Here is a 17,330-nt window from a genome sequence, read left to right as displayed (position 1 = left end):
AGTTAACCTGCTGAGATCCGATGATAGGGCGGAAGCGTCAGTCCGGCATTTTGAGGAGATCGGCGAAGGCCCTGCTTTCGCTCTGTTTTCTGTTTTCCGTCATCGATACGCCGAAAGCTCAACCGGAAGAGAGTGCTGCCGAGCCGGCCTGCCTCTATTCGGGACCCTCGGCTTCCGGTTCAGGCGAGCGGCTCTGCATCCGCAAGGACAGTTTCAATCGTGACCTCTGCAATGCGATCGAGCATTTCGCCGAGGCCAATCGGTTGCCGCCGGCTTATTTCGCTCGGCTCATCTGGCGCGAAAGCACGTTTCGCCCCGACGCGGTCAGCTTCAAGGGCGCGCAGGGCATTGCGCAGTTCATGCCCGGAACGGCGAAACTCCGCGGTCTCGAAGACAGCTATCAGGCGCTGGAAGCCTTGAGGAAATCGGCGCAATATCTTGATGAACTGCGCAACCGTTTCGGCAATCTCGGCCTTGCCGCCGCCGCCTATAATGCCGGCGAAAACGGTCTTGCGATTTATCTTACGTCAGGCAGGTTACCCTACGAGACGCGCGGCTACGTGATGGCGATCACCGCGCATACGGTCGAGGAGTGGAAGGACAATCCGCCTGAGGATGCGGCCGTCCCGCTCGACAAGGACAAGCCCTTCCTCGATGGCTGCGTGGCGCTTGCCGAAAGCCGAATATTGAAGGACACGCCTTGGCGTCAGGAGGGCATTTGGGCTCCCTGGGGCGTCCAGCTGGCGGCGAATGCCGATGTCGCAGTGGCCCGGCGCATGTTTCGCGATGCCGTGCAGGATCTACCGGCGCCATTGAATGCGGAGCAGCCGTTGATCTTGCGCCAGCGCGATCGCAGCTTCGGTTTTCGGCCGCGTTATGCCGCTCGCATCGCCCGGCAGACACGCATGGAGGCCAACTATGTCTGCAATCAGATCCGCAGACACGGCGGTACCTGCCTCGTTTTCAGGAACCAATAGCGGGCCTCCCCCATTCGCAATGAAAAGTCTGCTTGCAGGATCGCTGGACGGCGCAGCATAGTCGCAGCGGATCATGCCATCGGGAGGGAAGACAATGCGCGTTTTGGTCATCGGGGCAACGGGCCATGTCGGAACCTATCTCATTCCCCGTCTGGTGGAGGCGGGTCACGACGTCGTCACCATCAGCCGCGGCACGGCAAAGCCTTATACGGCAAACCGCGCCTGGGCCTCCGTCGATCAGCGCCAGATGGATCGGGTAGAGATGGAGCGGGCCGGTGATTTCGGTCCGGCCGTGCGGGGAGTGAAAGCCGATATCGTCATCGACATGATCTGCTTCACGCTGGAAAGCGCCGAGCAGCTGGTGACGGCGCTGTCAGGGCATGTCGGCCATTTCCTGCATACCGGCACCATCTGGACACATGGATACCCGGTGGCCGTGCCGGCGCGGGAGGAAGCGCCGAAGTCTCCCTTCGGTGACTATGGCATCCAAAAAGCCGCGATCGAAACCTATCTGCTGCAGCAGGCAAGACTCCGGGGCTTTCCGGCGACCATCATCCATCCCGGCCACATTGTCGGCCCCGGATGGGCGCCGCTCAATCCGGCCGGCAATTTCAGTCTGCAGGTCTTTTCGACCCTTGCCCGCGGAGAGGCTCTGGCGCTGCCCAATTTCGGCCTGGAGACCGTTCATCATGTCCATGCCGATGATGTCGCAGCGATGTTCATGGGTGCGATCGCCCATTGGAACGCATCGATCGGCGAGAGTTTCCATGCGGTTTCGGAACAGGCGTTGACGCTTCGCGGCTATGCGGAGGCGATGTCGCGATGGTTCGGGCATGAGCCGAAGCTCACCTTCTCGCCCTTCGACCGCTGGGCCGAAGGCCAGACGGCCGAGGACGCGGAGGCGACATGGGAGCACATCGCCCGCAGTCCGAACTGCTCGATTGCCAAAGCCCGGCGCCTGTTGGGCTACGCCCCGAGATATACCTCTCTGCAGGCGGTGCAGGAATCGGTCGGCTGGCTGGTCGGGCAGGGGCTGCTCAAGACCTGACCGCCGGTTAATCGTTCATGGGCTCTAACGGATGAGGATCGCTCGGAAATCGTTGACGTTGGTTCCGGTCGGACCGGTCTCGAAGAGATCGCCGATCGCCTTGAACGCCGAGTAGCTGTCATTGCCGTCGAGCCGCCGGCGCGGATCGAGCCCGGCGGCGCGAAGACGTTTCACCGTGCCGCCATCGGCAAAGGCGCCGGCATTGTCTTCCGAGCCGTCGATCCCGTCCGTGTCGGCAGCCAGCACATCAATGCCGTCCTGTCCATCGATCGCAAGCGCCATGGCAAGGGTGAATTCGCCATTGCGCCCGCCCTTGCCGCCCTTGGCTCTCAGCGTCACCGTCGTCTCACCGCCGGAAAGGATGACGACCGGCTTCGAGAATGGCTTGTTCCGCCCCAGGACCTCGCGGGCGATGGCCGCATGCACCAGCGCCACGTCACGCGATTCGCCTTCGATGGCATCCGAGAGGATTGCCGGCGTGATCCCTTGCGATGTCGCCCTGGCGGCCGCCGCCGCCAGCGAAACGCCGGCAGAGGCGATGATGTGATGCTCGTGCCGCAGGAATACCGGATCGTCCGGCCGCGGCGCATCAGCCTTCGGCGAGTTCAGGTGGTCGAGCGCTGCCTGCGGCAGCTGCAATCCATATTGCCTGATAATCTCGAGCGCTTCCTGCCGTGTTGAACCATCAGGCACCGTCGGCCCGGAGGCGACATGGGCCGGGTTGTCACCTGGAATGTCGGAAACGATCAGGCTGACGACTCTCGCTTTCGTCGCCGCCGCAAGTCTGCCGCCCTTGATGGTGGAGAGATGTTTGCGCACCACATTCATCGCCGAGATCGGCGCGCCCGAAGCGAGCAGCATTTCGCTGAGCGCAATATCGTCTTCGAGGCTCAGCCCCTCCGGAGGAGCGGGCAGCAGCGCCGAGCCGCCGCCGCAGATCAACGCGATCACCAGATCGTCTTCGGTCAGCCGGTTCACCGTTTCGGTCAACCGCTTGGCCGCCGCGAGCCCCGCAGCGTCAGGCACCGGGTGGGCTGCTTCGACGATCTCGATGAAGCGCGTTTCGCAGCCATAGCCGTATCGGGTGACCACCAGGCCCTCGAGCGGTCCATCCCATGCACTTTCGAGCGCCCGCGCCATCTGAGCCGCACCCTTGCCGGCGCCAATCACGACGGTTCTTCCCTTCGGTTTCTCCGGCAGGTGCGATTTGATGCCGGTCAGCGGATCGGCGGCGCGAACCGCCGCGTCGAACAGGCTTTTCAGGAAATCGCGGGGGGCGGTTATCGTCATCGTTGGTCTCTGCTGCCTCAAGGTGTCGATCATGATGGGGACTGTCGGCGCATCGGCGTGGCGGCGTCAAGGCCGAAGATGCGGTGATCTGACAGCAGTGACGCAGAGTCTCGCCATTGAAAGAGGCGAACGAATAGAAAGCATTAACCATCCTCCCGTAGACAACATATAGGATCAAAGGAAACCTGTGTTCGATGGCCACTGAAACGACCCGCCGCCCCGCCGCCTCCCACGAAGGCAAGGTTATTGCCTTTCCCTCCGCAACCGGAACTGCCAATGTCGAGCGTTGCGCTCGGGAACTCGGCCGCCGGCATGGCGCGGACGCGATCGAATTCTGGAAGGCCGAGTGCCGCAGGCTTGCCGATCAGCTTCTAGCGGCGGGAATGCCGGAGAGCCTTGTCGGTCAGCGGGTGATGGAGTTTCAGCAAGATGTCCAGATCGAACTAGTCCTCAGCCATCAGAGGCAGGCCGTTGCCAAATCGCAGAAACGCTGATTCATCAGGTCCGACACGTCTGACCTGCAATCTCACGCATTGAGCATGCCGTCCGGATCGAGCTCGACGGCATAAGGAACTTCCGCCCGGATGTGGAGTTGATGTTGTCGATTGACAGCATTGATGCTGCGGGAGCCTTCTCGAATGTCGAACAAATCCAACTTCTTCTCTTCCTTCGCAACCGCCGTCGCCGAGCTGTCGGGAAGGCCGTTCACCTTTATCGCAGCCCTCATGCTCGTCCTCCTCTGGGCGATATCAGGGCCTTATTTTGACTATTCCGAAACATGGCAGCTTGTGATCAACACGACGACCACGATCATCACCTTCCTGATGGTGTTTGTGTTGCAGAACAGCCAGAACCGTGACGGAAAGGCTTTGCAGGCCAAGCTTGACGAGCTCATTCTGACGAGTCAGGCCGCCAATAAATTTGTCGGCATCGAAAAGCTCGACGAGGGCGAGCTCAGGGAAATGAGCAAGACGCTTGCAGAAAAGGCCGAAAGCGTCGAGGAGAAGGCGGATGAGAAATCGGACGAGAAATCCGGCGCAGAGGCAACGTCCGGTTAGAGGCGCCCATCTCCTCACACTCGCTTCGCCGAAATCTGGTCTTGATGTTGCTGCCGCATCTCTTCAATGGCGTCGGCATCTTTCTTCTCGGCTGCAATCCAATGGTTTCCTGCCTCGCTTGATCGGATTAGTTCGTCGAGCTTGGCATGGAGTGCCTTCATGTCCCGATTTTGGGAGTGCTGCAGCAGCAGCAAAATAAGGAATGTGACGAGCGTGCCCACCATGTTGGTCAGCAGAAACCACTGCCGGGGAAAGGAAAATCTTAAACCGACTGCCGTCCATAGAGTTATGAACCCAAGCAGCGCGACAGGAACCACACGGTGCCCTGCCCATGAAACGGCGAGGTCGGAAATCAGTCGAAAGCGCCAGCGCATATGGCTCTCCACAGTCCCATAAAGGAAGATGGAGCAGATCGTAGCCGTGTCCATCACCAGGCGTGTGGCGATTATTCAGATGCGCTTTGGCGTTTCACGTCTTCATACGCTCCTCTACCGGCTTTAGCGTGACGTGCGTGCTTTTAGTCAGGCTGACTGCCGAGCCGAGGACTGGGGCGCGCCGTTGAGACCGCGCCCCCCTCAGTTAGAGGCGGGATGTGACGACGAGATCTTCCTCTGCGTCGCGTTGCGATCCTCCCAGAGCCGCAGCCGCAGCGGCTATGAAGGCGCCGACCAGAAGCGACAAGGATCCCAGCAATGCCGTGGTCGAGGCGGCTTTTCGTGCCTCGTCGGCAGCCTTCTGCGTGGCGGCCTTAGCGTCGTCAATACGCTTCAGCACAGCATCCACGCGGGCGCGTGCATCGGTTTCGGAGAGACCGGTCCGCGCAGAGACGATGGTGGCAAGATAGGCCTTGTCCTCATCTGGAACTTGCCCTTCGGCAGCGCCATTGAGGAGGATGCGGGAGACTTCCGACGTTGCCGCAGCATCGTTGGATGTCGCTGCCGCACGCGCCTGGTCAGGGCGTAGCAATGCGTCGGTAAAATAGGCGGTGGAAAGATCCAGCGGCGAGGTTGACGACGTTGCTGCTGCCGTACCGGCGGCCGCGGCGGTCGAGCCTACGGCTTGCGCGGCCGATCCTACCGCCTGTGCACCGGCGCCGGCGAGCGACGTCAGCGACGACGCAAGGAATCCGGCGACGAAGATGGTTGCCAGAGCCCAGCTTAGGAAACCATGCGCGGTGTCGCGGAAGAAAACCTCGTCGGTGTGGACGGCGGCCCATTTTGTGCGCAAGCGGCCGGTTACATAACCTCCGAGGGCGGAAGAGAGCCACTGCACGAGAACGAGCCAGATCGCCGCTGTGATGCCGAGTGTGCCGAGCGAACTGCTTTGTCCCGACCAGGGCGACACCATGGTCAGCCCAAGGCCGGATCCTAGAAGCAGAAGAATGAGGGTCACTCCAATGGCGGCGGCTGCGCCACCGAAGATGGGTCCCCACGTCATGGCGGATTTGGAGGATTCGACCGGAGTGGCAACCTCTCCGGAACCTGTCATTGAAACCGACATGATCCGTTCCTATCGCATAAACAGAGCCAAAAGAATGATGATAGGCAGTGGAACGCCAAGCAGCCAGAGTAGAATACCGCGACCCATGAGAGACCTCCTGTCAAAGGCGACGTTACGTGGTTGATGCCACACAACTTTTAAGCACGGTGTTTGTTCCCGGCTGGTGGGAGCGGTCGGTTTGAAGTGCGCGGTTCCTGTCAATCGCGCGGCAGCATTCGAAGGAGCAGCAGATTGCCGGAGCGGTTGCCGCATCCTTGGCATTGAAGGCGTTTGGCCAGACTGGCGAGAGACAGGTTCTGGCCGCAGCGCCGGGCAATATCCCGTCGGTCGATAAACATCTGGCGGCGACATGCGCGGCAACGGCCGTAAATGACGAACCACTCCGGTAACGTCGCCAATGTTGCCTCTTCGATTTCGACTGCGTGGCGATCAGGGGGCGCGAGGCCGATACCGCGACGATGTCTCATGGCCCTTCAAAACGTGTTGTCCGTTCACAGGCCATGCCGCGGCTCACGCCTTTATCTCTCAGGGCAAGCTGAAGTCTGAGATGATGGCAATCCAGCAGCAGCGTCGTAATGGCGGCACGGACATCCCCTTGGTGAAAAGCGACAACTGCGTCGACTTCTCCTTTCAACGTTTCTTCTGCTAATTTCTCGGCTGCCTGCGGACGCACGACCTCGATCTCCTTCAGAGCTTCCAATCCGATTTTCACCTGCCGCCTCGCCGATGTTCCTATTATGTTCTCATTGGCTTCCGAGTCAAGAATGAAGGGCGTTTCCGAGAACCGTTCGCTCATCATCCGAGGCGGTGCGCGACGCAGGAACGTTCGTGTACGTTTTCGAACTGAAACAATCTCCAGAGGCTTTTGTTTGCTGCCTATCGGCAATGAAGCAGCGAGGAGGAAATCCAATGCTTCTGAGAATGATGGCAGTAGCAGCAATCACGATTGGCCTGGCAACGTCGGCAATGGCGCAATCAGGTGGAGGCTCGGGATCGGGCAGCGGCAGCAGCGGCGGAGTTTCAGGTTCCGGCAGCGGCACCATGTCTGGTTCGGATGCTAGCGGTTCCGGCAACACCAACTCCAGCGGTGCCGGCGCAAATAAGACTACCGGCGCCGGTGCGACCGGTGCGAACGGATCCGGCGGCGATCCGAACGACTGCCAGCGCCAGCAGGCCGGCGGCACCGGCAACCCGGCTCCCACATCCGGCGATAGCTCGACACAACCCGATGCGGCAAATGCATGCCAGTGAAAGCTCGAGCCGCTTCGTCGACTTGCCCCGGAAGTCAGCATCGCTTCCGGGGCATGCGTCGGGTGCTTTCTGGTAATGCCGCCGGATTAGCCGGCGATACCCCGGTCTGGCATCCTAATTTATAAAGGCGGGCAGAATTTTCGCGACTGAAGCTGATGTCCGTCGAGGAGAGCGCCTATATTTTCAGGTGTAAAGTGATTTCGGGGAGATGAGCTCGGGAAATGCTCCCGTATTCTCGAAGGAGGGGCTCTCGCTTACCGACCGCAGCGGAATGGGAGAAGTATTTCATGAGCAGATTTCGCGCATCTTTAACAGCCGCAGCCATTTTTGTGACGGTCATTGCCTCAGCGTGCTCGACGCCGCCGAATTCATATGGCTCGGCATCGGGGTATCAGCCGGGCGATTCGATGAACCCGGCCTGCGCCGACGGCTTCCGACCCGGCGATGGGCGTTCGTGCAGCTATTAGGGCCTGCGCCGCTTCAAATCTGATGCGGGCATACTGAATCCCATATCGAGCCCTCCGGCGGCATGAGCGAGGGCGAATCCTGTCACTCGCTGCCCACATGAAGAATTTTGGTTCTGCAATGGTTGGCGGTTTGCCGAAGCGGAACCCTTATCGCTCGTCTCCGTTCCTCTTTCCTAACGACAGGAGGAATAAGCCATGGATTGGAACCGCGTCGAAGGTAATTGGAAGCAGATGAAAGGCAAGGTCAAGGAGCAGTGGGGCAAGCTGACGGACGACGATCTTGACGTCATCAACGGCAAGCGTGATCAGCTCGAAGGCAAGATCCAGGAGCGGTACGGCTACGAGAAAGACCGGACGCGCAGAGACATCGATGATTGGTATAATCGCCAGACCTGGTAAGTCGCTTTATCGGAGAACGGATCGTAACTCGGCACGCCCAACTTAATGGGCGTGCCATTTTCACATATTATCGGACATGCCGGCGGCAAGGCAGCAGCGCCGTCCGCGCCGCGTCGATAGCCGGTCGCCGCCTGCTGACTGCCCGTGGGCGCTTGCCCTGTCGCCTGTACACAGCATGAACACTAATGGCCGGCTCGAGCACCACCCGCGAGCACACAAGCTGCGCGTCGGCTGGTGTTCTCTATGAGCGGGCAGTCGTTCATCGGAGGTTAATGCTTATTAACCCAGAATCGCAGCCTGAAAGGATGCGCCGATGAAGATGCTTTTTTCCTCACTTGCAGCCATTGTCTTGTCTGCATCTTTCGCCCTGCCGCTAAGCGCCACGCCGATTGTCGTGCCAAAAGCGGTAGCAATGCACGCCGCCGACATCGATCTGGTCCATTATCGTCGCCACGGTAATGGACATGCGTATGGCCACTGGAAGAAACACCGGTACGCTTACCGCGACTGCCGGTATTACGGCGCGTGCTATCGTCCGCGATATTACGGCCACCGCGACTATTACGGCTATCGCGACGATTATCCCTATCGTCGTAGATCAGGTGTGACGGTGTACTTCGATTTTTAGTCGCCAGTGCCAGGGCCTAACAAGCGCGCCGCCAAACTCACCTGCCGGCGCGCGACAAGCGCTGGCCGCCCGGCATTGCACCGCTTGAAGGCGAATCTCGTTGAGCGGTTCGTTCGCACTTGCCATCGATGCCGAGCTCTAGACTGGGTGAAATTATGATTTCCCTTTAGGCGCTTCCGAACAGACGTCCAAAACGAGGCATAGAAGGCGTCATGTTGGGAGTCTTCACCACCAGGTGAGTTATCGACGACGCTTTCTGATGTGTTCTTCGGAAGTAACTGCCTGCCTTCAGATTTCTCAACAAAGACAGATATCTCTAGAAATGGCTCCCCGGGCCGGATTCGAACCGGCGACCTGTCGATTAACAGTCGAATGCTCTACCGCTGAGCTACCAGGGATCACTGCTTGGCGCGGTGTGAGTGGGCTAATACAAATGCTTGCCCGATTTGCCAAGCGGTTTTTTCAAAAAAATGAAATGAACTTGTATTTGGACGGTCTGCGCCCATCTCTGGGAAATGACAAATAGGAATGATCGCCAAGAGACAAGGGTCAACGAGAAGCGCAGAAGGCGGGCAGGGCGCTTCGGTATCGACCACGTAAACCACAGGCTTGTGCTCGGCTCTTTCAGCATCGGCATGCCGCGCTCACGCATCGGGCGAATGGCAATCGGCACGGCCCTCGTTTTCTGTGGATTGCTGGGTTTCCTGCCGGTCCTCGGTTTCTGGATGCTGCCGCTCGGCCTCCTTGTGCTCTCGCATGATCTTTCCATCGCCCGGAGGCTTCGGCGCCGGCTCGCAGTCTGGTGGCACAGGCGAGGAAAGCCGGCCGGGTAGCGCGGTCGCCGGAGGCGCCCTGCGGAACCGTGGATCGTTTGCTGCATTGGTGGTTTGGAGCTGAAACGCGCCGCGATGGTCGGGTGAGGATATGAAGCCATTTTTTGTTGCAGTCCTGTCGGTGGCGGCAATTCTCTCAGCCACATCAGCCGAGGCCCAAGCCGTAGACAGCCGCGGTTTTGACGCAAGCGGTATCTGCCGCCGCCCCGAAGGCTGCGTCATCGATCAAGGCCAAGGTGGTTATAACGGGCCTCGCAACTATCGCAATTTTAACGGCCGTAACGAGCGTGACGGCAGGAACGACCGTGGTCGGGACGATCGCCGCTTCCGTTCCCAGAACAGGACCTCGCTTGAGAGCGTTGGTATCATCGTTGGCTGATCACGCAGTCGCGGTCGTCGAGTTCGATCTGCCTGCATCCGGATGAATGCGATTCTAATTCGATCGCAGTTCGCTTTCCTCGAAAATCCCGCCATGGCCCTGATCGAGCTCGGTTGCCATCAAGAGACTGCAGGCGGCAAGAAGCAGAACGAGTTTCAGTCCGTGGACGACCATCGAGACCGGTTGACGACGGGCCGGTGAGACTCGCGATGGCGCGATATAATACCGGTAATAGAAGTGTGGATCGTCCGTTTCCAGAAGGTTCTGGTAGATATGTGGCGGAATGTTCGCATGTCTCACCGGCGCGGAACCGGCGAACTTTACGTGGAGATCCCGGGTCTCGGCATCATATGCCGCACGTCCCTGCCTTTCTTTGAGGGCAGCCCATTCCATCACAGCTCCTATCCCTCCCACGGCGATAAGATGGCGGGCAGGCGCTCTAAGTCAAGTTGGGAATTTGTTCGAATGCCGCCGGTGGTTCTTCGTGTCCCGAGTGGCAGGCAATTCACCAGGATCGGCCGGCGTCGAAATCTTCGCACTCTTCCTCGGTCATCTGGCGGTGAACAAACTTGCCGTCGACGACCTTGCGCATCACGTGGCCGGTGATCGGCATCTTCGTGTTGATGTCGGTCACAGGTTCGGTAACGAGGGCATAGCCCCACTCGTCTTCCTTGCCTCCGTTCACATAGATCATCGAGATGCGTTTGAGCGTGGCGAGCAGTGAAAAGAAGATGTCTTTGGCGGTCCCGCCGAATGTCGCGTCGTGCATGATTTCTCCCCAGAAGATGGGGATCAACCAAATCGGTTCGCATTACAATCGTAACTATTTGGGGTGATGCCGAAGGGCCGGACTTTTATTGGTATGTAGTTAACCGGCTATCATCATCCAAGCGTGGAGCCGGTCACGCAGGATTGTCCGCTAACGCCTAGTCGGAATGAAAAAAGGATCACATTCAGAATGAAAGGTCTTGCGCTCCTTCTAGAGCTGGTCTAAATCGCGGCCACCAAACGATATTTTTCGATGTCGGTCACAGGTGAGGCCTCGTGGCGGAGTGGTGACGCAGAGGACTGCAAATCCTTGTACCCCGGTTCAATTCCGGGCGAGGCCTCCAACAAATTCTCCAAGAAAAGCAGCGGCTTAGGAAAAGGCTCCGGACTTTCGGGGCCTTTCATGTGCCATTCATGTGTCACAAAACTTTCCCAGCAATTACAACCAATTTCCGTGAGTCTCTTTTGGCTACCGGCAGCTCCACGGCACATAGAATGGCACATGCGATGCCGGCCTAAACCCCGGCGGCGCCTCTCTTTTCCTGCCCTTGATGTTCTGTCATCCTTCCTCCATGCCCGATGTCCTCGAAACGCCGTCCACCGATCCGCATCGCTCCTTGCGGGCGGTGACGGTCGCGAATCCGTACACTCCGGCGCATTACGGTGAGGCGAGCAACCCGCGAACCGTTCCAGCGATCGTCAACCAAGAAAAGCGCCATCACGATGTTGGCCTCACGCGGTCGGATCGACGCCGCTCAGCTTACCGCTGCAACGAGATTCCGCGCCTTGTGGGAAGCGATGTGCCGGAGCACGCCTACGGTCGTGAGCCGGTGGATGGTGGCGGTCGTTCGGACCCGATCACCCACCGGCAGATGCATGCGGCCGAGGAGCTTCGTGTCGGGCCGTGCAGAGCGTCGCTTGGGAGCTGACCGGAAAATTGCCTCCGCACGACCCAACTCCAGGATGGGTGGATCGCTAAGAGGAAGGCATTATGCGAACTGGAACTAACTGGCTTTCTCCCGCGATCCGGTGAGTTAACCTCATTGTCCAGATGTGGTTCCGGTACGATGCCAAAAAAGCCCCGCCGAAGCGGGGCAGTTGACAACACTGGATCGCACAGGAGAAACACCCGTGCTTTCCTGATGCTACAACGAGATGAGATTGGTAAGGTTCCACGTACGGTCTCGTACTGAGGATCTACTCGCACCAGTCATTGCGCTGTTCCGGGCTCCAGCCACGAGCGAATCCTTCGGTAAGCAGCTTTTTTCCTATTTCCTTACCATTCATACGATAGATGTTCACAGCGGTGCCTATTGTTCCCGCTACGATAGTTCTTTTTATGAAGCCTTTCGTCCGGCCATGTAATTCCAGCAGCTTTTAGTAGTGCTCCTCGATCCTCCTGCATGCCTCCCGGGACTCACTTCCACCGCCGGTAATTACATCCAAAGGACGCCCCAATCGTCCTTTGAGCAATCTGGCAATAAGCGCAACGTCAGGATTAAGCTGTACGGGTTCGTGTTTGGAGAAGTGCCATGGTGCTGGTCGAATACTGCCTGCACAAGCTTGGAAGCTTTTTTTACGGCACTTACTATCTGAATGGTCGGGCAATGGTGCTCAGTTTCGCCATTTCCATTGGCCTGGTTCTGACGGTTTTCGCGGTGGAACTCACCTATGTGGGGTTCGGCAATTCCGGGTTCCGTCGGGTTTTCTTCGAACGCAGCAAATCCACAATCACCGACATCGTCTATTTCGTCCTTCAGGCGACGGGAATGATTACGCTGTTTGCGGCGCTCGCATCATTTGGTCTGTCCTATGCCATCACCCGCGCGGCTCAGGATGCCCCCCACCTGGACCTTGCCCGGAGGCTGCCAGGCTGGGCACATGTTCTCTTGTTCCTAGTGCTGTCAGACTTCTTGAGCTACTGGCAGCATCGGTTGATGCACCGGCTGCCCGTACTATGGCGGCTGCACGAATTTCACCACGCAGCCGAAGAGTTCAACGCGCTGACTTCGTCGCGGGAGCATCCGCTGGAGAAGGCCATAAACATGGCCATTATGGTCGTTCCGGCGCTGCTTATCGGCCTGCCAACGGCCGAATTCGCCATCGTGACCATCACCTTTGGCGCCATTGGTCTGGTCAAGCACAGCGCCATTCCCTGGCATGGCTGGTTTGGCAAATACGTGATCCAGTCACCACGCGACCACTTCATCCATCACTCCCGAGTGCGGGAACATCACGACAAGAATTTCGCCAATTATTTCCCGATCTGGGATCATTTGTTCGGCACCTATTACGAGGGCGATGCAGACGGTGCAAAGCTCGGTCTGGACCGCGACTACTTCAACCAAACCGATCCGTTCCGCGAAAGCATCGCCACAGAAATCCGTTTCTTCCAACGCGCGGGGCAAGCTGCCAAGGCCAAGTGCGGCATAAGCCCCATAAGCGGAAAACCTGCCTCGCCGCAGGGGCTGTCGGGCCCGGAACAGCGCCGGTAGCGCGAAGCTGGTATCGCTCTGTTGTGATAAGCGGCAGCTTTCTGGAATCCACGAACTAGCTAGGCCTCCAATCAACTTTTCACCCCGCGATAAGCGTCTAATTTTTCTGTAGAAACTTTCAGGTGTGGCAATTTGGACTTGAACAGTTCCGCCACACCAGAAGGCAGGTGTGGCAGTCTGTTCCCCATTCACCCTTCTGCAGCCTCGGCCTCGTCGGCGACTGCGTCAGAGCGCATGTACTCCATGCAGAGCCAACGGAAGGTGTTGGACTTCACGCCGCCGACAGGGCCTTCGCCTCTCCAGCGCGCTCTATGGCCCGCTCTGCGGCTTTCCTTGCCTTCCAGTAGGCCGTCGTGCTTCCCGCCAATAGGTAGAAGCCCATCGTGCCGTGTCGGCGGGGGGCGGGAGAGGCGGCCGCCGAGAACGGGAGCTCATTGGTGTCCCGCCCGCGGTACCTCATGGGGATGCCAGCGGCTCGGAATGCCGCGTCCGCAAGCATTTGGAAGCCACGACCACATTATAAGCCGTCACGGTGCGAAGCGAGTCGAGGTACTCGTTCTCGTCGTAAACCGCGTCACTTAGAAACAGGCGCGCAATCTTGTCTTGTGACTGAAGCATGAGGTCCTCTTCGGGCGAAAGCGGCAGATCATCGAAGAAGTTCATAGCGTTGTAGTTTCTGAAGTACGTCTCGTTGCCGCAAGCATATCTTATGTCATTCTGAACACAGAATTTGGCGATGGGGACAGCTATCCGATTAAGAAATTGAGATTGCTCGTATTTTCCGAACTCTCGGAGATACTCGATCGGAAATGCGACAAAAAGCAGTACAGGGAAGAAGATGATGAAGGCTGATGCCGCGAACAATATCTTGCGCACGATTGAGTAACATCCTCTCTGTAACGCGTTAGCGGGGTCCATCTGAGCCGATTAGCATATCAGAGTGGCGAAGACCCTACAGAAGATGCTGACTTACTGCCCGGTCGTCAAAAGCGTACATGTCATTAATCCGAGGAAGAGGTGGGAGCCGGACATTGTCACACGCCTCCTGGCAGAAATAGCTGTATTCGGCATTGCCGCCGGTGGACTGTTCTGGCTAGTGGCCGCCGCCGGCATCGAAAGACAGCCCGCTTCTGAAAACGTGTTTGAATAGCGGCTCTCGATATCGCGCCAGCCACCCTATCATCAAATGCTTGAGCATCCGGCTTTCAGGATTTTGACATGCGCTGCAGGAAACTCGCACGATTCGCTGCCCATTCGTCGTCAAGAAGACGCAAACCTTCATCGGTCCAGAACCCGCCTCCTAGCTCCGGCTTGACCAAGCCGTATGATGCCAACACTTCGACGGCCTTTTCGCCGGCGCTCATTGACTTGTGAACTAGCCCTTCCGGGCCTTCGTCCATGTATTGCAGACACATATGAGCCAGAGCCTTCAAAATCGTTCTTTCTTCTGATGTCATGGAAGTTATGTTCCTCGCAGTGCAAAGACTCGGCGCGCTGACTGCTACGGCAGTTTCTCGCTACCCACCACCCGATTGAGGCTTGCTGCCTTGACCCCAACCCAACTGCTCTTCGTTATCTTCCATGTCCGCGATGTTGTCAGCCATCACGGCCGCGTGCTCGGATAGAATGGCAGCCACATTGTCGAGAAGCATCGCCAGGTCAGGGTCGCCGTCGAAAAGCTGTTCCTGCTTAGCTTTCAACTTTTCGATATGGGATGCTCCATCGTGAGCGATAAGGTGTGGCAGGGTGTGGCAGCGCCCGTTGAAATTCAATGGAAATTATTTCAAACAAAGTATGGCAGTGGACGCCGCACCTGATTGAAATCACTCAGTTTGCCAATTCCGGGCGAGCCAGCCAATTTCTCCTCATGACTGCTAAAAGAGTTGCGAAATCTCGCTGATTTTCGAGGTGGCTGCCGCACACTATTTTACAAGCAAGCGCACACGACCTCCGTCGCCCGCGCGGATTGTCGTGGGCTCCATGCAAGTCGCGCCGGAGTTGCTTCGGCGCTCGATTTCCTCAGGTCGTTTCACCGTCCAGCAGCCCGCAGCAGAAGATGCCGACGAGCGCTGCGACGATAAGGAAATCGAATAGGGTGAAATATTCGAAAATCGCAGACATGGCCTGCTCCTCCTATTCCCTCCGCTGCAAATCATAACATGAAGGGGCAGGGCGTTCCACGCTTGCGTTGCTGCCCTTGCCCTCCTGTGGCGCGAAAGAGCCGACTGGCGGATTCTTTTCGCCGACCGCTGCCAAGCCTTGAAAGCATCCGTGGCGGAGATTAAGAGACGAGGGACAGGAACCGCTTTTTAAGAGCGAGAGGACATGATGGATTTCGAAGCAGCGCGCGCAAAGATGGTCGACACCCAAATCCGCACGACGGATGTTACCTCGCATTCCGTGCTGACGGCTTTTCTCACCGTGCCGCGCGAGACTTTCGTGCCGGAGAAGTCAAAGCTGCTCGCCTATATCGACAACGACGTCGAAATATCGGCCGCCGCACCGGGCAAGCCGGCCCGCTTCCTGATGGAGGCCTCTCCGCTTGCCAAGCTGCTGCAGCTGGCCGCCATCGGCAAAGACGATTTCGTGCTCGAGGTCGGGTGCGGCACGGGATATACATCGGCGCTGCTGTCGATCATCGCCGGCTCGGTCATCGCGCTCGAATGCGACGAGGCGCTGGCTGCCGAAGCGAAGGCAAAGCTTGCCGGCTACGGCAAGGTCGAGGTTGTGACCGGCCCCCTCGAAAAGGGCTACGCCGCCGGCGCCCCCTATGATCTGATCTTCGTCAACGGCGCTGTCGAGGAGGTTCCGGCCGCTCTTCTCGGGCAGTTGCGCGATGGCGGCCGTCTGGTCACCGTCGAAGGGCACGGCAATGCCGCTCGTGCCAAGGTCTTCGTCGCCGAGCGCGGCGCCATCTCGGAAAACGTCTTCTTCAACGCTTCGGTCAAGCCGCTGCCGGGTTTCGCCAAGGCGCGCGAATTCGTTTTCTGACGCGGTTCTCTCTGTTCAATTCGAGTGACGGGCGCCTTTTGCGCCCGTTTTTGTCCGTGCTGCGGAAAAGCCTTCACAAACATCATTTATTCTGACGCTGTCGTCTCCGAATGCCGGCGGCAAGCAGTGGGTAACAAAACTGTGCATGGCCGCATTCAATTGATTCGCGATGATTTTTTTCGCGTCTGGGGTATTCTAAGGTCGTGGTGATTCGGATGAACGCTCCACACCGTCCGATCGTTGTGTTGGAATAACGGGGATAGATATGGCTCAGCCAAGTGTAGCGCGTGAACCGTCCATGGAAGAAATTCTGGCCTCCATCCGCCAGATCATCGAAAGCAATGAACCCGGCGCCGGCAAGGCGATTTCAGCTTCCGTGCCGCCGGTTTACGGCGCCGACGACGACGAAAACGGTTCCGAAATCCATCTGACGGTGGATGACACCTATGCCGGCGTGGAGTTTCCCGAACCGGCCATGCGCTCTTCCGATCCGCGTTTCGTCGCCGCCAATTCGGCCGGCACCCCTGAGACCGAAGCGCCGGCCCGCGCGCTGTCGCTTGCCGATGTCGCAGCCCGCGTGCGCGCCGCCTCCGAGCGCAGCGCCGTGCAGGCCGGTCAAGCCTTGCGCGAAATTCCGAGCGGCTTCCGCCAGCCGGAGCCGCAGCCGGCCGTCATGCCGGAGCCCCCGCGCGCTGCAAGTCCACAGCCGCAGCCGACACAGCCCGTTTTTGCCGCTGCCGCAGCACCCGTTTCCTCTGTTCCCGTCCAACAGCCGGCAGAACCGACGCTTGCCGAAACACCGCGTGTCGCCGTCGCCGAGCAAGCCGCTGCTGCCGCCGAAACTGCGCCACCGGCTTTGGAGCCCGCTCCTTCGTCGACCGAGCGTTTCCTGCCGAGCGTTGTCGAGGAGGTCCAGCCGGCGCTGCTTTCGGAAGATGCCGGTCTGCAGATCAGCCGCTCCTTCGAGGAGCTTGCCGCGGCGATCGACGGTGCCGAGCGTCGGTCGCTGGACGAGATTGCCGAGGACATGCTGCGCCCGATGCTGCGCGAATGGCTTGACGATAATCTGCCGACGCTGGTCGAACGGCTGGTGCGCGAGGAAATCGAGCGCGTGGCGCGCGGCCCGCGCCGCTGATCGGATTGTTTTTTCCTGGAAAAGCCGCTCCGGTCTCCGGGGCGGCTTTTTTATTGACTTGGCCGTGGCCATCCTATTTACAACCCCCCATCCTCGAACCTCGAAATTGGT

Annotated in this window: 24 protein-coding genes, 2 tRNA genes and 1 pseudogene; 16 read left to right on the top strand and 11 right to left on the bottom strand. The window is 58.7% G+C overall.

From position 1 onward, the window contains the following. Positions 1–20: 20 nt before the first annotated feature. Both GGD53_RS00390 and GGD53_RS00385 read left to right on the top strand, forming a co-directional pair. Positions 21–977, top strand: a complete 957-nt coding sequence (locus GGD53_RS00390) for a lytic transglycosylase domain-containing protein (RefSeq protein ID WP_184452613.1) — start codon at positions 21–23, stop codon at positions 975–977. Positions 978–1,071: 94 nt separating this feature from the next. Continuing rightward, positions 1,072–2,025: an NAD-dependent epimerase/dehydratase family protein gene (locus GGD53_RS00385; RefSeq protein WP_184452611.1), complete on the top strand. Its 954-nt coding sequence runs from the start codon at positions 1,072–1,074 to the stop codon at positions 2,023–2,025. A gap of 24 nt (positions 2,026–2,049) precedes the next feature. Here the strand turns inward: GGD53_RS00385 and GGD53_RS00380 are convergent, their stop codons facing one another. Then, positions 2,050–3,315 carry a glycerate kinase type-2 family protein gene (locus tag GGD53_RS00380; protein WP_184452610.1) on the bottom strand — a complete coding sequence of 422 codons (1,266 nt, stop codon included), beginning with the start codon at positions 3,313–3,315 and terminating at the stop codon, positions 2,050–2,052. A 194-nt stretch (positions 3,316–3,509) separates the two neighbouring features. On the opposite strand from GGD53_RS00380, the gene GGD53_RS00375 reads away from it, so the two are divergent. Beyond that, entirely contained in the window at positions 3,510–3,809 is a 300-nt protein-coding gene (locus GGD53_RS00375; RefSeq protein ID WP_184452608.1) for a DUF6074 family protein, read from the top strand. A gap of 32 nt (positions 3,810–3,841) precedes the next feature. Here the strand turns inward: GGD53_RS00375 and GGD53_RS32090 are convergent, their stop codons facing one another. Beyond that, on the bottom strand, positions 3,842–3,970 hold the full coding sequence (locus GGD53_RS32090; protein ID WP_281413891.1) for a hypothetical protein: 129 nt from the start codon (positions 3,968–3,970) through the stop codon (positions 3,842–3,844). On the opposite strand from GGD53_RS32090, the gene GGD53_RS00370 reads away from it, so the two are divergent. Then, positions 3,954–4,373: a low affinity iron permease family protein gene (locus GGD53_RS00370; protein ID WP_184452606.1), complete on the top strand. Its 420-nt coding sequence runs from the start codon at positions 3,954–3,956 to the stop codon at positions 4,371–4,373. The genes GGD53_RS32090 and GGD53_RS00370 overlap by 17 nt on opposite strands. A gap of 14 nt (positions 4,374–4,387) precedes the next feature. On the opposite strand, the gene GGD53_RS00365 is transcribed toward GGD53_RS00370, so the two are convergent. The 3 genes from GGD53_RS00365 to GGD53_RS31540 form a co-directional block, all read right to left on the bottom strand. Further along, positions 4,388–4,747: a low affinity iron permease family protein gene (locus tag GGD53_RS00365; RefSeq protein ID WP_184452604.1), complete on the bottom strand. Its 360-nt coding sequence runs from the start codon at positions 4,745–4,747 to the stop codon at positions 4,388–4,390. Between the two features lie 205 nt (positions 4,748–4,952). Then, a complete protein-coding gene (locus GGD53_RS00360) occupies positions 4,953–5,873 on the bottom strand; it encodes a hypothetical protein (RefSeq protein WP_184452602.1) in 921 nt (306 codons plus the stop codon). Between the two features lie 463 nt (positions 5,874–6,336). Continuing rightward, the gene (locus GGD53_RS31540) at positions 6,337–6,783 is read right to left on the bottom strand and encodes a hypothetical protein (protein WP_246717677.1); all 447 of its coding nucleotides are present in this window, start codon (positions 6,781–6,783) and stop codon (positions 6,337–6,339) included. On the opposite strand from GGD53_RS31540, the gene GGD53_RS00350 reads away from it, so the two are divergent. The 4 genes from GGD53_RS00350 (at position 6,783) to GGD53_RS00340 (ending at position 8,618) form a co-directional block, all read left to right on the top strand. Then, the gene (locus GGD53_RS00350; RefSeq protein WP_184452600.1) at positions 6,783–7,124 is read left to right on the top strand and encodes an oxidoreductase; all 342 of its coding nucleotides are present in this window, start codon (positions 6,783–6,785) and stop codon (positions 7,122–7,124) included. The two genes, GGD53_RS31540 and GGD53_RS00350, sit on opposite strands and share 1 nt — an antisense overlap. Positions 7,125–7,411: 287 nt before the next feature. Next, the gene (locus GGD53_RS31535) at positions 7,412–7,591 is read left to right on the top strand and encodes a hypothetical protein (protein WP_246717676.1); all 180 of its coding nucleotides are present in this window, start codon (positions 7,412–7,414) and stop codon (positions 7,589–7,591) included. 195 nt (positions 7,592–7,786) lie between these two features. Then, complete coding sequence (locus GGD53_RS00345) at positions 7,787–7,990, top strand: CsbD family protein (protein ID WP_009986102.1); 204 nt, start codon at positions 7,787–7,789, stop codon at positions 7,988–7,990. A 313-nt stretch (positions 7,991–8,303) separates the two neighbouring features. Further along, positions 8,304–8,618: a hypothetical protein gene (locus tag GGD53_RS00340; RefSeq protein WP_184452598.1), complete on the top strand. Its 315-nt coding sequence runs from the start codon at positions 8,304–8,306 to the stop codon at positions 8,616–8,618. 323 nt (positions 8,619–8,941) lie between these two features. On the opposite strand, the gene GGD53_RS00335 is transcribed toward GGD53_RS00340, so the two are convergent. Next, positions 8,942–9,016, bottom strand: a tRNA-Asn gene (locus GGD53_RS00335). Positions 9,017–9,133: 117 nt separating this feature from the next. Here GGD53_RS00335 and GGD53_RS00330 point away from each other — a divergent pair. Continuing rightward, on the top strand, positions 9,134–9,451 hold the full coding sequence (locus GGD53_RS00330) for a hypothetical protein (protein WP_184452596.1): 318 nt from the start codon (positions 9,134–9,136) through the stop codon (positions 9,449–9,451). Positions 9,452–9,542: 91 nt separating this feature from the next. Next, positions 9,543–9,830 (top strand): hypothetical protein, encoded by a 288-nt coding sequence (locus tag GGD53_RS00325; RefSeq protein ID WP_184452594.1) that lies wholly within the window; start codon positions 9,543–9,545, stop codon positions 9,828–9,830. A gap of 54 nt (positions 9,831–9,884) precedes the next feature. Here GGD53_RS00325 and GGD53_RS00320 read toward each other — a convergent pair whose 3' ends face one another. Continuing rightward, on the bottom strand, positions 9,885–10,223 hold the full coding sequence (locus GGD53_RS00320; protein ID WP_184452592.1) for a KTSC domain-containing protein: 339 nt from the start codon (positions 10,221–10,223) through the stop codon (positions 9,885–9,887). A gap of 112 nt (positions 10,224–10,335) precedes the next feature. Beyond that, entirely contained in the window at positions 10,336–10,599 is a 264-nt protein-coding gene (locus GGD53_RS00315) for a hypothetical protein (protein ID WP_064802091.1), read from the bottom strand. Between the two features lie 269 nt (positions 10,600–10,868). Between GGD53_RS00315 and GGD53_RS00310 the strand changes: the two genes are divergently transcribed. From GGD53_RS00310 to GGD53_RS00305, 3 genes and pseudogenes are all read left to right on the top strand, one after another. Continuing rightward, a tRNA-Cys gene (locus tag GGD53_RS00310) sits at positions 10,869–10,942 on the top strand. 228 nt (positions 10,943–11,170) lie between these two features. Beyond that, a pseudogene (locus GGD53_RS31530) lies at positions 11,171–11,494 on the top strand (hypothetical protein); the annotation flags it as partial. 636 nt (positions 11,495–12,130) lie between these two features. Continuing rightward, entirely contained in the window at positions 12,131–13,093 is a 963-nt protein-coding gene (locus GGD53_RS00305; protein ID WP_184452590.1) for a sterol desaturase family protein, read from the top strand. A 456-nt stretch (positions 13,094–13,549) separates the two neighbouring features. On the opposite strand, the gene GGD53_RS00300 is transcribed toward GGD53_RS00305, so the two are convergent. After that, positions 13,550–13,969, bottom strand: coding sequence for a hypothetical protein (locus tag GGD53_RS00300; protein WP_184452588.1), 420 nt, complete (start codon positions 13,967–13,969; stop codon positions 13,550–13,552). 64 nt (positions 13,970–14,033) lie between these two features. Here GGD53_RS00300 and GGD53_RS00295 point away from each other — a divergent pair, with 64 nt between their 5' ends. After that, positions 14,034–14,243 carry a hypothetical protein gene (locus tag GGD53_RS00295; RefSeq protein ID WP_184453519.1) on the top strand — a complete coding sequence of 70 codons (210 nt, stop codon included), beginning with the start codon at positions 14,034–14,036 and terminating at the stop codon, positions 14,241–14,243. A 55-nt stretch (positions 14,244–14,298) separates the two neighbouring features. On the opposite strand, the gene GGD53_RS00290 is transcribed toward GGD53_RS00295, so the two are convergent. Further along, positions 14,299–14,550, bottom strand: a complete 252-nt coding sequence (locus GGD53_RS00290; protein WP_184452586.1) for a hypothetical protein — start codon at positions 14,548–14,550, stop codon at positions 14,299–14,301. A gap of 60 nt (positions 14,551–14,610) precedes the next feature. Beyond that, the gene (locus GGD53_RS00285; protein WP_246717675.1) at positions 14,611–14,865 is read right to left on the bottom strand and encodes a hypothetical protein; all 255 of its coding nucleotides are present in this window, start codon (positions 14,863–14,865) and stop codon (positions 14,611–14,613) included. 553 nt (positions 14,866–15,418) lie between these two features. On the opposite strand from GGD53_RS00285, the gene GGD53_RS00280 reads away from it, so the two are divergent. After that, on the top strand, positions 15,419–16,084 hold the full coding sequence (locus GGD53_RS00280) for a protein-L-isoaspartate O-methyltransferase family protein (protein WP_184452584.1): 666 nt from the start codon (positions 15,419–15,421) through the stop codon (positions 16,082–16,084). A 265-nt stretch (positions 16,085–16,349) separates the two neighbouring features. Further along, positions 16,350–17,219: a PopZ family protein gene (locus tag GGD53_RS00275; protein WP_184452582.1), complete on the top strand. Its 870-nt coding sequence runs from the start codon at positions 16,350–16,352 to the stop codon at positions 17,217–17,219. Positions 17,220–17,330: the final 111 nt, after the last annotated feature.

The organism is Rhizobium aethiopicum (assembly GCF_014197535.1).
Taxonomy (GTDB): domain Bacteria; phylum Pseudomonadota; class Alphaproteobacteria; order Rhizobiales; family Rhizobiaceae; genus Rhizobium; species Rhizobium aethiopicum_A.
Note: the sequence above shows the minus strand (reverse complement) of the source record. Positions and strands in the feature narration are given on the sequence as shown.